Genomic DNA, 13593 nt, shown 5'->3' with positions numbered 1-13593 from the left:
GTTTTCTCTTTTAATTTAATCCATTGATAAATGGTATTACGAGAAATTTGGAAAACAGTTGCTGCTTCAGAAATACTGCCAATATTCTCACAATATGAAAGAACTTTTTCACGAAAATCTACTGAATATGCCATAAAAATAGTATAGCACAAAATGTGCGGTTTTTGTTTCATTCTACTATAGTTCTGTCCCACTCCCGCAAAGCTGATTAGGTCCTCTTCCTAGCTTGAAAAGCGAACGATTGGAGTTTGCTTCGCAAACAATATTTGGTACTCTCTAACAGCATACAATGCTGTTAGATCCAATCAGCTACTGCGTCAAAGGCATTTTATTAACCAAAGTTAAAGAGGCTAGACTTTTGGCCCAGCCTCTTTAGGGATATTATGTTTTAGGGAAGCTATCGCTACTGATGAAATTGTAAACATCTCCTAGTGTCCCTTGAAAGCCAAGCTCTTCCCCATTGAAGGTAAAGGAAGTAACTTTCAAATAGTCTGGAATAGCTAAGCAACCTAGGAACTGACGTGTAAGATCACTGTATTGTTCAAAGGTCAGACTGCGATCAATCTTATAGGAATCTGTGTAATGAAGTTCATACATAGGCGTTTGGCCTCCTTTTTTCTTCTTGACAAGATTGTAACACATTTGGTTACAAGAGTAATCGAATATGCTCGTGTTCTTTGAATATCAAACCTCTTCTTTGGAGAAAACTTTTCGATCTACCAGGCTATCCATGAGGAAGAAAAATTTTTCGCGGTAGATGGGACTAATTTTATCTTGGAAAATATCTACTTTATGTAACCCTGTCGCATCAGTAATTGTGAGACGAAAGGCAGATAAATCCTCTTTGACAGCAATTTTGACGAGAAAGCCTTGACCACTGTTAGGGACTTCCTCTAGTAAGCGTTGCAATTCATAATTTCCAGTCTTGTTCTGACTAAAAGTGGTATCACGCAGCGTGTATTTTCGAATGCCTGGATCAATGTGGTAACGGTAAGGTGAGTTGGGGAGATGGACACTGGTTGAAAAAGCCATACTTATCCTCCGATTATATTTTTAAGTGTTTGAGTAAAGGTAGTCACATCATCTAAGCTGGTATCATCCGAGAAACTAATCCGAATGGAGTGGTTATTCCGTTCAGGCTGGTTGGGATAACAAGCGGCGATGACATGGCTTGGCTCCAAGGTTCCAGCCGTACAAGCAGAACCACCAGAGACGGCGATACCGGCCAAATCCAACTGTAGCAATAAGCTATCTTTGCTGACCTGAGGGACCACTAAACTGAGGACATGAGGAAGCTGGTTGGTGGCTTCATTGACGGTTACAGATTCTGGTAACGAAGCTACTAGTGTTTGTCTGAGGTTGCGGATATGCTCTTCTTTGTCTTCCCAGTTCTCCAGACTTTCCTCAAGCGCGGTAGCCATCCCGACAATAGCTGGCAGATTCTCAGTACCCGCGCGGTGCTTATTTTCCTGCGTACCGCCCAGCATCAAACTTTTTAGCTTAGGCTGGCTGGTGTAGAGGAAACCAACTCCTTTAGGGCCATGGAACTTGTGGGCCGAGGCTGTCGCAAAGTCGACTCCTAGCTCCTTGGGATAAAAAGGTCGTTTGCCCATCCATTGAACTGCATCCACATGAAAGGCGGCAGGATGTTCTTGTAGAATTTTTCCAATTTGGGCAATGGGAAGTAGAGTACCGGTTTCGTTATTGGCTGCCATCATGGAAACCAAAACCGTATCGTCTCGTAGGGCAGCCTGGAAATCGTCAATGGCCAGTTGTCCGTCTCGTGGTTCTAAGTAGGTCACCTCAAAAGCATACTCTTGTTCCAAACGGTGAAAAACTTCTAGGACCGAATGGTGCTCAATTGCGCTTGTTATCAGGTGTTTACCCTGGTCTTGATGCTCCAAGATGTAGGAGAAAAGGGCCAAGTTGTTGGCCTCTGTTCCCCCAGAGGTAAAAATAATCTGATCTGTTGAAACCTCTAATTGCTTGGCGATGGACTCACGCGCCTGGCGTAAATACTTGCGAGCATCCCTACCGAGACCATGGATACTGGATGGGTTGCCATAATGGTCCTGCATGATCTCCATCATTGCAGCCATGGCTTTTGAACTGATTTTGGTAGTTGCAGCGTTATCTAAATAAATCATTTTCTTTCTTCTTTATGAAAATCAAAGAGTGGGCTGACTGGTTTGCGTTCTTGAATACGTACAATAGCTTCCCCAATCAATTTGCTGGCAGATAGGCGGAGAGTATTATCTGGAATTGCCTGTTTGGTAGCAACAGAATCGGTTACGACAATTTCTTTAATATTGGCTTGATTCAAGAGTTCAGTTGCTTGACCGGCAAAGAGGCCGTGACTGGCAGCTGCATAAATTTCAGTCGCTCCTTCATCCGTTAGGATTTTGGCAGCTTCAGAGAAGGTTTTTCCGGTATTAAGGATGTCATCAATCATAATAACCCGTTTGCCAGCTACATCTCCAATCACATAACCTTCCTCACGATCAGCATCATCTTGAGCATAGTCAATGATGGCAATTGGCAAATCCAATAGCTCTGCCAGTTGACGGGCCCGTTTGACACCGGAGTTCTTTGGACTCACAACAACCACGTCTTGTTGGCATAAGCCTTTATCATAATAGTGTTGGGCAAAGAGAGGGATTGTAAAGAGGTTGTCGACTGGGATGTTGAAAAAACCTTGGACTTGAACCGCATGGAGATCAAGGGTGAGCAGGCGTGTAACACCAGCTTTGACCAGCATATTGGCTACCAACTTGGCTGTGATTGGTTCGCGTGGGGCAGCTGTGCGGTCTTGGCGCGCATAACCAAAGTAGGGCATTACCACGTTGATTGAGTTGGCGCTGGCCCGTTTGCAGGCATCAACCATGATGAGAAGCTCCATCAAATGGTTGTTAACGGGAAAGCTGGTTGCCTGAATAATGTAGATGTCAAAACCACGAACACTTTCTTCAATATTGATCTGGATTTCACCATCTGAGAATTGACGTGAAGAGAGTTTTCCGAGTGGAATACCTGTTTCTTGTGAAATGCGTTCGGCAATCTCTGGATTTGAATTTAAGGAAAAAATCTTCATTTGCTTTTTGTCGGTTTGTGTCGCAATCATGGATGGGTTGAACTCCTTTTTGTATTTGTTTCTATTTTATCAAATTTTACTTAAAAAGATACAGTCCTCTATAGTTTTGCTGCAAAACGCGCAACCTTGGTTGGGGCCTTTCTTTCATCAATGCCATGTTCCCGTAGAAACTGCTGGAAGTCCTTATAGCCTTGAGTAGGATTGGTGACTTCCAGTTCTAATTCGTAGTCAATTTGATCAAAGTAGGAACTTTTATCAATGGCCAAGAGTCCAATGGGAACTTGGATTTCGAGGCGTTCTGTATGGAGACTGCCGAGCACCCGCAATTTTTCAAGGGCAATCCCCTCCTCGCGAAGTAGATCTAGGATAGTTCCTTCTGGCAGTTGGACTTGGTCTGGGAAGAGGGGCCAGACCAGACTGGTTAATTCTTGGCTGTACTCCATATTGCCAATAGCCTGGGGAATCTTAAGGGTCAATTCAGCTCCTGTTTCAAAGGTGCGAACGCGTAAGGCCATGCCTTGCTCTTTTAAGGTCCATTGGGGACTGTCAATATAGTAGTTGGTCTGGTGGATGGGGGTCACATCTGGATAGAGGACTCGTAGTCGGTCATATTCCGTTTTTTTCAGTAAGTTTTTGAATTCAATTTCCAAGTGTTGCATTTTTAGGTCTCTCTTTCATCCTATTCATGGAAAGGTTTTCAAGAATGTGTTAAAATAAGATTGTGTCTATTTTATACAAAAAGGACAGGAAGTACAAGGAAAGGGGCAGAAATGGAGCCAAATTGGGAAGATCTATTAGATCCATACATCCAGGCCGTGGGTGAACTAAAAATTAAGCTACGAGGTATTCGTAAGCAGTACCGCAAGCAAAACCTTCATTCCCCCATTGAATTTGTGACCGGTCGGGTCAAACCGATTGAGAGTATTCAAGAAAAAATGGTGATTCGCGCGATTTCGATGGAGCGTTTGGAACAGGATATGCAAGATATTGCTGGCTTGCGGATTATGGTTCAATTTGTAGATGATGTGTATGAAATTTTAGAGGTCTTGCGACGCCGCAAGGATATGCGGATTGTCCAAGAAAGGGACTATATCAATCACCGCAAGTCGAGTGGGTATCGCTCCTATCATGTGGTGATTGAGTATCCAGTTGATACCATTCATGGTTCGCGAACTATTTTGGCAGAGATTCAAATCCGGACCTTGGCCATGAATTTCTGGGCAACCATTGAACATTCTCTCAATTATAAATACAAGGGGAATTTTCCAGAGGAGATTAAAAATCGTTTGGAGAGAGCAGCCCGAATGGCTTACCAACTGGATGAAGAAATGGGGCAAATTCGGGACGATATCCAAGATGCTCAAGCTTTGTTTGATCCCGTCCATCGCAAATTATATGACGGAGTAGGTAATAGTGATGACACCGATGAAGAATACCGTTAAACGGATTGCCTTGATAGCCAATCAAAGGCCACGCAGTCAGGAAGTCTTCCAGAAACTCAGCCGTATGCTTCGTCCCTACAAGCAGTTTGAATTAAGTAGGAAAAATCCGGATATTGTTATTTCCATCGGTGGCGATGGGATGTTGTTGTCGGCTTTTCACCGTTACAAGGATCAGCTAGACAAGGTACGATTTATCGGGGTCCATACCGGACATTTGGGTTTTTATACGGACTATCGGGATTTTGAACTAGACCTTTTAGTCCAGAATTTACTCTTGGATCAAGGGGCACAAATTTCTTATCCTTTGCTCCAAATAAAAATTCACTACCAGTCTGGGGATGTCAAGGAATATTTGGCATTAAATGAAGCTACGGTTCGACGGACGGATCGAACCATGGTGGCAGATCTGCATTTGAACCAGGTGCCTTTTGAGCGCTTCAGGGGGGATGGAATCTGTATTTCAACACCGACTGGGAGCACGGCCTATAACAAGTCATTGGGGGGCAGTGTCCTCCATCCGACGATTGAGGCCCTGCAGGTGACAGAGGTAGCCAGTCTCAACAATCGGGTCTATCGGACTCTTGGCTCGTCTGTCATCGTGCCTCGGAAGGATAAGATTGAAATCCTGCCCTTGTCAGACAGTACCCATACGCTTTTGGTGGACAATCATGTCTATCAAGTGGAGCAAGTGAGCCGTTTTGAGTGCCAGATTTACCATCGCAAGATTCCATTTATGGCTTCCTCGAAGCACACCAGTTTTTGGGAGCGCGTGCGCGATTCTTTCATCGGCGAGGTGGAGGACGAATGAGATTCCAATTTATTGTTGATGAGCACGTCAAAGTGAAGACCTTTGTCAAGCGTCATGATATTTCGAGAGGGCTTTTGGCAAAAATCAAGTATAAGGGTGGGCAAATTTTGGTGAATGGGAAACCACAATTTGCGACTTATCTACTGGATATTGGTGATGAGTTAATCATTGATATCCCGGCTGAACCCCCTTTCGAAAAGTTAGAAGCCATCTCCCGGGACCTGGATATTGTTTATGAAGACACACATTTTCTAGTCCTCAACAAGCCAGCAGGCGTGGCTAGTATCCCCAGCGTCAACCATTCCAATACCATGGCTAATTTTGTCAAGGGCTATTACCAGGAACAAGACTATGAAAACCAGCAAGTTCATATTGTGACGCGACTTGACCGTGATACCTCAGGCCTCATGCTTTTTGCCAAGCATGGTTACGCCCATGCCCGCTTGGACAAACAACTCCAGTCACGCTCGATCGAGAAAAAATACCTGGCCCTGGTTAAGGGCGACCAGCCCCTGCCCCAGCAAGGAGAAATCATCGCCCCCATTGCTCGGAATCCAGAGAGTATTATCACCAGACGTGTCGCTCCGGATGGGAAGTACGCCCGCACCTCCTATCAGGTGTTGATTGATCAAGCCCCCACTTATTTAGTCGATATCCAACTCCACACAGGTCGCACCCATCAAATCCGGGTTCATTTTTCCCATCTAGGCTATCCGCTCTTGGGAGATGATCTGTATGGCGGTAGTTTGGACGATGGCATTGAGCGCCAAGCCCTTCATTGCCACTCCTTACGTTTTTACAATCCCTTTTCAGAGGAAGAGCTGTTTCTACAAGCCCCTCTTCCAACTGATTTCCAACAGGTTCTCGGAGACCTGTCTCAACCTTAGCACCTAATTCAAATTGAGATCAAAATACTCGAATAAGACAAAAAGATGACTAGGAAGCAGATGAAGGTAGTTCAACAGGTCTGAAAGACCTGTTGACTATTACCCATAGAAGCGATCAAGGAGGCTTGACAAGGTCAGATTTTGAAATTAAATGAGTATAAGGAGGTTATTATGAAAATTTTTGACAGCATTCGCCAGTCCCTTCAAGGAAAAACCGTTAAAATTGTTTTACCGGAAGGAGAAGAACCTCGTATTTTGCAGGCAACCAAACGGATTGTAACAGATACAGACATTATTCCAGTGCTTTTAGGGAGTCCAGAAAGAATCCGTCTCTATCTCGAGATTGAAGGGATTACAGAAGGTTTCGAGGTTATTAATCCCAAGGAATATGACCAACTGGATGCGATGGTCGAAAGCCTGGTTGAGCGGCGTAAGGGCAAAATCAACGAAGAGGAAGCCCGTGCACTCCTCGTAGAGGATGTGAACTATTTTGGTGTCATGTTGGTTCACACAGGCTATGCCCACGGAATGGTTTCTGGAGCCATTCATTCAACTGCAGATACTGTACGTCCAGCCCTTCAGATTATTAAAACTAAACCAGGAATTAAGCGAACCTCCGGTTCCTTCCTCATGGTCCGTGGAGAAGAACGCTACCTTTTTGCAGACTGTGCCATTAACATTGAACCAGAAGCAGACATCTTAGCAGAAATTGCCATTAACTCTGCCGCAACAGCCAAGGCCTTTGGGATTGATCCTAAAATTGCCATGTTGAGTTATTCTACCAAGGGAAGTGGTTCCGGCCCTAAAGTGGACACAGTGGTTTCCGCAACCAAGCTGGCGCAAGAATTGGCTCCTGACTTAGTGATTGACGGAGAATTGCAATTCGATGCAGCCTACGATCCGGAAACAGCCAAGCTTAAAGCCCCGAACAGTCCTGTGGCAGGCCAAGCAACCGTGTTTGTCTTTCCAAGCATTGAATCGGGAAATATCTGTTATAAGATGGTGGAACGTCTCGGTGGCTTCAGCGCCGTCGGCCCAATCTTACAAGGCCTCAACCACCCTGTTAACGACCTCTCCCGTGGCGCGAGTATCAAGGATGTCTATAAACTAACTTTGATTACTGCCAGTCAAGCGTTGTATGATTAAGTCTTATAAACAAACCTAAAAAACCTAGTCGAGCATATTACTCGGCTAGGTTTTTCGGCTATTATTCTACAAAAGCGTTAATTTCAGCTTCGATGGCTGCAATTTTAGCTTCGGCTTCTTGGTTGGAATCTCCAACAACGGCGAGGTAGAATTTAATTTTTGGTTCGGTACCGGAAGGACGGACTGCAATCCAGGAGCCGTCTTCCAGTGTGTATTTGAGCACGTCGCTTGGTGGTGTTGTAAGGGTTGTTACTTGGCCTTGGGCGTCGGTAGCTGTTAACTCCTTGAAGTCTTCTGTAAGGACTACAGGGCTTTGGTTGAAGCTAGCTGGTGCTTGATCACGGAATTTGCCCATGATGGCTTTGATTTTAGCGGCTCCATCGACACCAGAGAGAGTTACAGAGAGAGTCTTTTCAGCATAGTAACCGTACTCTTTGTAGATTTCTTCGATTCCATCGGCTAGGGTTAGGCCACGAGAACGGAAGTAGGCAGCGATTTCAGCTACAATCAATACAGCTTGGATGGCATCTTTGTCGCGGACGAATGGTTTGATAAGGTAACCGAAGCTTTCTTCAAAACCGAAGAGGTAGGTGTGGCTACCGGTATCTTCAAATTCTTGGATTTTTTCAGCAATGAATTTGAAACCAGTCAAGACGTTGAACATGGTTGCGCCGTAGCTTTCAGCAATCTTGGTTACCAGGTCGGTTGAAACAATGGATTTAGCCAAGGCTGCATTGCTTGGAAGGGTGCCAGCTGATTTGTGGGCTTCCAGGATGTATTTGGCGATGATAGCCCCGATTTGGTTTCCAGATAGGTTCTTATAAGAGCCATCTGCCTGCAAGACTTCAACACCGAGACGGTCGGCATCGGGGTCTGTCGCGATCAAGACATCTGCACCAACTTCACGGCCTAGTTCTTCTGCAAGAGCAAAGGCTGCTTGGCTTTCAGGGTTTGGTGATTTGACAGTTGAGAAGTCTGGGTCAGCTGTTAGCTGGCTTTCAACCAGTTGAACCGAATCAAAGCCTGCTTGGGCAAGGGCACGGCGGGCCAACATTTCACCGGTTCCATGAAGTGGTGTGTAGACAATTTTCATGTCTTTTCCATATTCTTCAATCAGGTCAGGATTAATGGTTACGCTTTGGACTTCCTTGAGGTATTCTGCATCTACAGCTTCTCCAATAATCTCAATGAGATTATTGGCTTGTGCTGCTTCGGCATCAGCAACTTGGATGCTGAATGGATCAGCAATTTCGCGGATAAAGTTGGTTAGAGCATCTGCATCTGCCGGTGGCATTTGGCCCCCATCTTCTCCATAAACCTTGTAACCGTTAAATGGCGCAGGGTTGTGGGAAGCTGTGATCATAATTCCAGCGAAGGCATTGAGGTGACGGACCGCAAAGGATAGCTCTGGAGTTGGCCGCAGGCTTTCGAAGACATAGGATTTGATGCCATGTTGAGCCAAGACAGCCGCAGATTCCATTGCAAATTCAGGAGAGAAGTGACGACTATCGTAGGCAATGGCAACACCACGCGCCTTGAATTCCTCACCCTTGCTTTCAATCAGACGAGCCAGTCCCTCAGTTGCCTGACGAACCACAAAGATATTGATACGGTTGGTACCCGCACCGATAATCCCGCGCATCCCAGCTGTCCCGAATTCGAGGTTGGTGTAGAAAGCATCTTCCTTCTGACTGTCATCCATAGCCTCCAACTCTTGGCGTAAGTAAGCTGGTAGATTTTCTTGCTCAAGCCAGTTTTGATAAGATTCCAAATAGGTCATATGATAATCTCCTTTTATTATATTCGCAATCGCTTACATTATAGCACTATTTTAACTTTTTTTCAAAATCGGAAAAGCAGCTGCTGTAATAAATCCGGCTAGGGCCATTTCCGCAAAAGAATTGGTTGTGAGAATGGCGGCCAGAAAATTTTGCAGGTTCCCTTGGTAGATAGCTGGAAACAAAAGGAAAATTCCTGAAAGCACAAAGAAGGTATTGGTTAAGGAACCCACAACACCGGCTAAACCGAGGCCAAAGCGATTGGGCAGTAAGCGGAAAATAAAATAAGGAAAGAGCCCAATCAGGATCCGTGGGAGAAAGGCAATCACCAGCGAAAGCAGACTCCCATTAGGCGCAAAGGGACTGAAGAGATAGCTGGTTGGTTGCAGGAAAATTGTATTGGTGACCATGGAGATAAGCCCCATAAAGAAGCCCAGTAACATACCGGTTTTGGGACCATAACGAATGGAGCCGATGATGACCGGAATATGAATCAGGGTTGGTCGAATCACAAAGGGGAGTAGGTTAAAAATAAAACCACTCAACCACTGGATAACCAGCATGGCCGCTAGGAAAATAGCCAGCACTGCAGTTGTATTGGATTTACGCAAGATCAAGAACCTCCTTTACAGCTTCTAAAATAGTCGGTATCTCAGCTAGGGCTCCAATTCCATAATCGCCACAGGCTAGTAGCGAGGCCCGGGGTTCAATCATTTGGTAGCCCAGCTCTTGCAAGCGAGCGAGATTGTTCTGGCTGGCTGGATTGAGATACATATTGGTATTCATGGCTGGAGCCAGTAATTTGGGCGTTGTTGCCGGTAGGGCCAAGGCTGTGGCGGTCACAATATTATCCGCCATCCCATTGGCCAATTTAGCCAGAGTATTGGCAGAAGCGGGGGCTAGGAGAAAGAGATCGCTGTCCTTGGCCAATTGGATATGGTTGACCTTGCTGGGATCCGGCTCTTCCATAGTGTCCAGATGAACCCGGTTTTGCGAGAGCACCTGCAGGGTCAAGGGGGTGATAAAGGCTTGGGCTGATTCGGTCATCAAGACATGAACCTGGTGGCCATATTTTCGCAATTGACTGACCAGATCAGCTGCTTTATAGGCGGAAATACTGCCGGTGACGGCGAGGGTGATGGTGGCCATCTAAGACTCCTTTCTGATAAAATCGACCAGTTTTTGGGCGATTTCGGATTTGGTCTGGGCTTCTTGTACCCGATCGGACTCAACAAGATAGGCCTGGTGGTGATTTTGGTCAATTTGTGTGAGATCATTGGCAACAATTAGGTCGGCCCGATTTTTTGTCAGTGAAGCACGTGCCACCGCTAGTAGCTCTTCAGGACTGACAGAGACCAGTAGTTTAAAGCCAATCAAACGGAGCTGGGGATTCCAGTCCTTGACCTGTTGAATCAACTTTGGTGTTTTCTCCAGGAACATCACTTGATGGTCGGCCGCAGAGGACAGTTTGCCGCCTTTTTGAGCTGGCTCTAGAAAGGCTTGCAGATCATTGGCCTCTTGAACTTTTTCCAAAGGAACCATCTGTACGGGGCGATAATCGGATACGGCCATGCTGTGAATCAGAACCTGGTGCTGGGGCACCTGGCTTTGGAGGGCTAGCTCCAGATCTCGGGTTGTTTTGATCAAGACTTGCTGGAGCTGGGGATGGGCTGGAGGCTTGACCGCCTGTTCGGTTGTAATCAGAGTCACTTCAAAACCAGCTTCCAAACAAGCTTGGGCGATGGTGCTTCCCAAACGCCCGGTTGATTGGTTGGTAATGGCCCGAACCTGATCAATAGGTTCGGAGGTTCCACCTGCTGTGATTAAAATTTTCATAAGCCAATTATACACCTTTTTCAGGGATTTGGCTTTTGTTATAATGAGAGGGAAAGAGGAGGACTGGCTATGAAAACAGATATTCAAATTGCACAAGAAAGTTCCTTAAAACCCATCGTCGAAATCGCTGTAGCTTTAGGCTTAAGTGCGGATGCGATTGAACAATATGGTCCCTATAAGGGGAAAATTTCCTATCCAACCTTGATGGAATTGAAGCAAAAAGAAGCGGGCAAGCTGATCTTGGTGACGGCTATCAATCCGACCCCTGCAGGAGAGGGCAAATCAACGGTGACAATTGGCCTTGCAGACAGTCTGAATGCTGCAGGTCACCAGACAATGATTGCCCTCAGAGAGCCCTCTCTAGGTCCGGTGATGGGCTTGAAAGGCGGGGCTGCTGGTGGTGGCTATGCGCAGGTACTGCCCATGGAGGACATCAATCTCCATTTTACGGGTGATATGCATGCCTTGACCAGTGCCCACAATACCCTATCGGCCTTGATTGACAACCACATTCACCAGGGCAATGCCTTGGACTTGGATCCCAGTCGTATCGCCTGGAAACGGGTTTTAGATATCAATGATCGGAGTCTGCGGCAGATTGTCATTGGGTTAGGCGGACCTATCAATGGACAACCTCGGGAAGATGGCTTTGACATCACGGTGGCCAGTGAAATGATGGCGATTCTTTGCCTGGCGCGTGATCTTCAAGACCTGCAAGAACGCTTGGCCAATATTTTAATCGGTTATAACCGAGCAGACCAGCCCCTCTTTGTGAAGGACCTGGAGGTTCAAGGGGCCCTCACCCTCTTGCTCAAGGACGCTCTCAAACCCAATTTGGTCCAAACCATTTACGGAACCCCAGCCCTCGTCCACGGCGGCCCCTTCGCCAATATCGCGCATGGCTGTAATTCGGTCCTGGCGACAGAGACTGCCCTATCCTTGGCCGATATTACCGTCACCGAAGCCGGTTTCGGGGCTGATCTAGGGGCGGAGAAGTTCCTCGATATCAAGGTGCCCCATCTCCGCAAAGCCCCAGACGCCATTGTCCTTGTTGCCACCATCCGAGCCCTCAAAATGCACGGCGGCATATCCAAAGCGGATCTAGCTCAAGAAGATTTAGGAGCCTTGGAAGCTGGTTTTGCCAATCTCTCCCACCATGTTAACAGTTTAGCCACAACTGGTCGTCCTGTCATCGTGGCCCTCAACCGCTTCGCAGGCGATAGCCCTGCTGAACTAACGCTCCTGCAAGAGCTCTGCCAAGCTGCCGCTATTCCGGTTGCCCTGACAGAAGTTTGGGAAAAAGGGCCTCAAGGAGGCCAAGAATTGGTCAAGACCCTCCTCCCTTACTTGGTAGAAGAAAAGGACTTTACCCCTTATTACCAGGTTGAGGATCAGTTCCTGACAAAACTGGAAACGTTAGCTCAAAAAGCCTACGGTGCCCAGGGCGTTGACTTGGCTCCCAAAGCAGCCAAACAACTCAAGCACTTCCAAAACCAAGGCTGGGACCAACTCCCTATTTGTATGGCTAAAACGCCCTATTCCTTATCAGACAATCCAAGCTTAGGCGGCCGCCCTCAGAACTTCCGCATCACCATCCGCGAGTTTCAGTTGCGCAACGGAGCCGGCTTTATTGTCGCCCTTGCTGGCAATGTCCTCACTATGCCCGGCCTCCCTAAGGACCCGGCAGCCCTCCACATGGGCTTGGATGCCGATGGGCAAGTTTTTGGGCTGTTCTAGAAACGCATGAAGAGAAGCTAGAGTAATACTTACTCCGTTGAATCTGTTTTGGTAAACTGAAAACAGATTAGAAGTCACCGAAGATACAGAAATGTATAACTCGGTGGCTTTTTTCATATATCCCCTATGGGACATTATCTGCTTCGATTTACTTAAGACATTATCACTTTCGAATGATATTTGTCGTGAAGAGGTAGGGAAATTCTTGACTTAGTAGATACTATAGTACTATAATTTAATTAGATTAGAAGTCATCGAAGGTACAGAGATGTATAACTAGGTGGCCTTTTTTTCATACTATGGAGAGATATTTGATGTCTAATAACATACTTGAACCCAAATTATTCATACCTCAAACAACTCCGTGTAAATAGCTAAAAAATCATCAGAAATTGCTAAAAAACAATGGCAATTTCTGATGATTTTTCTTGTCGTTCAATCTGTTCTAAGGATAAAAATGGATTCAATGCCTTATGACCCTAAAAAGGACAGACTCCGCCCTTGGTGCGACTCTCGATTTTTAAAAATGTATACTATTTGATATTTTAAAGTCCTAACAAAGGTGGTCCCGTATCTCTTGCTTTATAGAGAATGGGTAGGGAGAAATTCAATCTAGAAATCCGTTCAAAAAGAGCTCGAAACTCATCTTTCAGAGAATATAAGCTAGACAGCTTTAGAATCTGTCTTCTAGCACTTTTTACACACTTTCCAGCTATATTGATAAACAGTTTCCGGAAACGTTTCATGGTCAAATTCTTCACAGAGCCACCAGCTAGATGCCTCATAAATAATGAAATATTGTAGGCCAAGCAAGAAATCATCATGCGAACTTCATTCTTGATTAAAGTTGAACTATCTGTCTTATCAC

16 protein-coding genes are annotated in these 13593 nt (G+C 45.9%); 5 read left to right on the top strand and 11 right to left on the bottom strand.

The annotated features are described in order from the left end of the window. From E5983_RS06395 to E5983_RS06370, 6 genes are all read right to left on the bottom strand, one after another. A partial coding sequence (locus E5983_RS06395; RefSeq protein ID WP_160332216.1) for an IS630 transposase-related protein occupies nt 1–134 on the bottom strand: 134 nt, incomplete at its 3' end. A 247-nt stretch (nt 135–381) separates the two neighbouring features. Continuing rightward, a complete protein-coding gene (locus E5983_RS06390) occupies nt 382–597 on the bottom strand; it encodes a DUF4649 family protein (RefSeq protein ID WP_160333050.1) in 216 nt (71 codons plus the stop codon). A gap of 87 nt (nt 598–684) precedes the next feature. Further along, complete coding sequence (locus E5983_RS06385) at nt 685–1032, bottom strand: DUF1831 domain-containing protein (protein ID WP_160333049.1); 348 nt, start codon at nt 1030–1032, stop codon at nt 685–687. 2 nt (nt 1033–1034) lie between these two features. Next, nucleotides 1035–2147, bottom strand: a complete 1113-nt coding sequence (locus E5983_RS06380) for a cysteine desulfurase family protein (protein WP_160333048.1) — start codon at nt 2145–2147, stop codon at nt 1035–1037. Then, entirely contained in the window at nt 2144–3121 is a 978-nt protein-coding gene (locus tag E5983_RS06375; RefSeq protein ID WP_160333047.1) for a ribose-phosphate diphosphokinase, read from the bottom strand. Before E5983_RS06375 ends, E5983_RS06380 begins: the two co-directional genes overlap by 4 nt. Before the next feature lie 68 nt (nt 3122–3189). Next, nucleotides 3190–3750, bottom strand: a complete 561-nt coding sequence (locus E5983_RS06370) for a CYTH domain-containing protein (RefSeq protein ID WP_160333046.1) — start codon at nt 3748–3750, stop codon at nt 3190–3192. Nucleotides 3751–3861: 111 nt separating this feature from the next. Between E5983_RS06370 and E5983_RS06365 the strand changes: the two genes are divergently transcribed. From E5983_RS06365 to pta, 4 genes are all read left to right on the top strand, one after another. Then, nucleotides 3862–4533, top strand: coding sequence for a GTP pyrophosphokinase (locus E5983_RS06365; protein ID WP_160333045.1), 672 nt, complete (start codon nt 3862–3864; stop codon nt 4531–4533). Beyond that, entirely contained in the window at nt 4517–5341 is an 825-nt protein-coding gene (locus E5983_RS06360; RefSeq protein ID WP_160333051.1) for an NAD kinase, read from the top strand. Before E5983_RS06365 ends, E5983_RS06360 begins: the two co-directional genes overlap by 17 nt. Beyond that, nucleotides 5338–6228, top strand: a complete 891-nt coding sequence (locus E5983_RS06355; protein WP_160333044.1) for an RluA family pseudouridine synthase — start codon at nt 5338–5340, stop codon at nt 6226–6228. Before E5983_RS06360 ends, E5983_RS06355 begins: the two co-directional genes overlap by 4 nt. Before the next feature lie 171 nt (nt 6229–6399). Continuing rightward, the gene (gene pta, locus E5983_RS06350) at nt 6400–7374 is read left to right on the top strand and encodes a phosphate acetyltransferase (RefSeq protein WP_160333043.1); all 975 of its coding nucleotides are present in this window, start codon (nt 6400–6402) and stop codon (nt 7372–7374) included. A gap of 61 nt (nt 7375–7435) precedes the next feature. On the opposite strand, the gene E5983_RS06345 is transcribed toward pta, so the two are convergent. The 4 genes from E5983_RS06345 to E5983_RS06330 are packed head-to-tail and all read right to left on the bottom strand — an operon-like array spanning nt 7436 to nt 10988. Continuing rightward, nucleotides 7436–9154, bottom strand: a complete 1719-nt coding sequence (locus E5983_RS06345) for a phospho-sugar mutase (protein ID WP_160333042.1) — start codon at nt 9152–9154, stop codon at nt 7436–7438. Nucleotides 9155–9205: 51 nt separating this feature from the next. After that, nucleotides 9206–9763 (bottom strand): ECF transporter S component, encoded by a 558-nt coding sequence (locus E5983_RS06340; RefSeq protein WP_160333041.1) that lies wholly within the window; start codon nt 9761–9763, stop codon nt 9206–9208. Continuing rightward, nucleotides 9756–10301, bottom strand: a complete 546-nt coding sequence (gene coaC, locus E5983_RS06335) for a phosphopantothenoylcysteine decarboxylase (protein ID WP_160333040.1) — start codon at nt 10299–10301, stop codon at nt 9756–9758. The genes E5983_RS06340 and coaC overlap by 8 nt, the downstream gene beginning before the upstream one ends. Next, entirely contained in the window at nt 10302–10988 is a 687-nt protein-coding gene (locus E5983_RS06330; RefSeq protein WP_160333039.1) for a phosphopantothenate--cysteine ligase, read from the bottom strand. A 69-nt stretch (nt 10989–11057) separates the two neighbouring features. On the opposite strand from E5983_RS06330, the gene E5983_RS06325 reads away from it, so the two are divergent. Next, a complete protein-coding gene (locus E5983_RS06325; protein ID WP_160333038.1) occupies nt 11058–12725 on the top strand; it encodes a formate--tetrahydrofolate ligase in 1668 nt (555 codons plus the stop codon). Between the two features lie 545 nt (nt 12726–13270). Here the strand turns inward: E5983_RS06325 and E5983_RS06320 are convergent. Next, the coding region (locus tag E5983_RS06320) for a transposase (RefSeq protein ID WP_202056522.1) at nt 13271–13593 on the bottom strand (323 nt) is incomplete at its 5' end.

The sequence above is a fragment of the Streptococcus danieliae genome (assembly GCF_009767945.1).
GTDB lineage: Bacteria > Bacillota > Bacilli > Lactobacillales > Streptococcaceae > Streptococcus > Streptococcus danieliae.
This window is presented reverse-complemented; position numbering and strand designations above follow the sequence as displayed.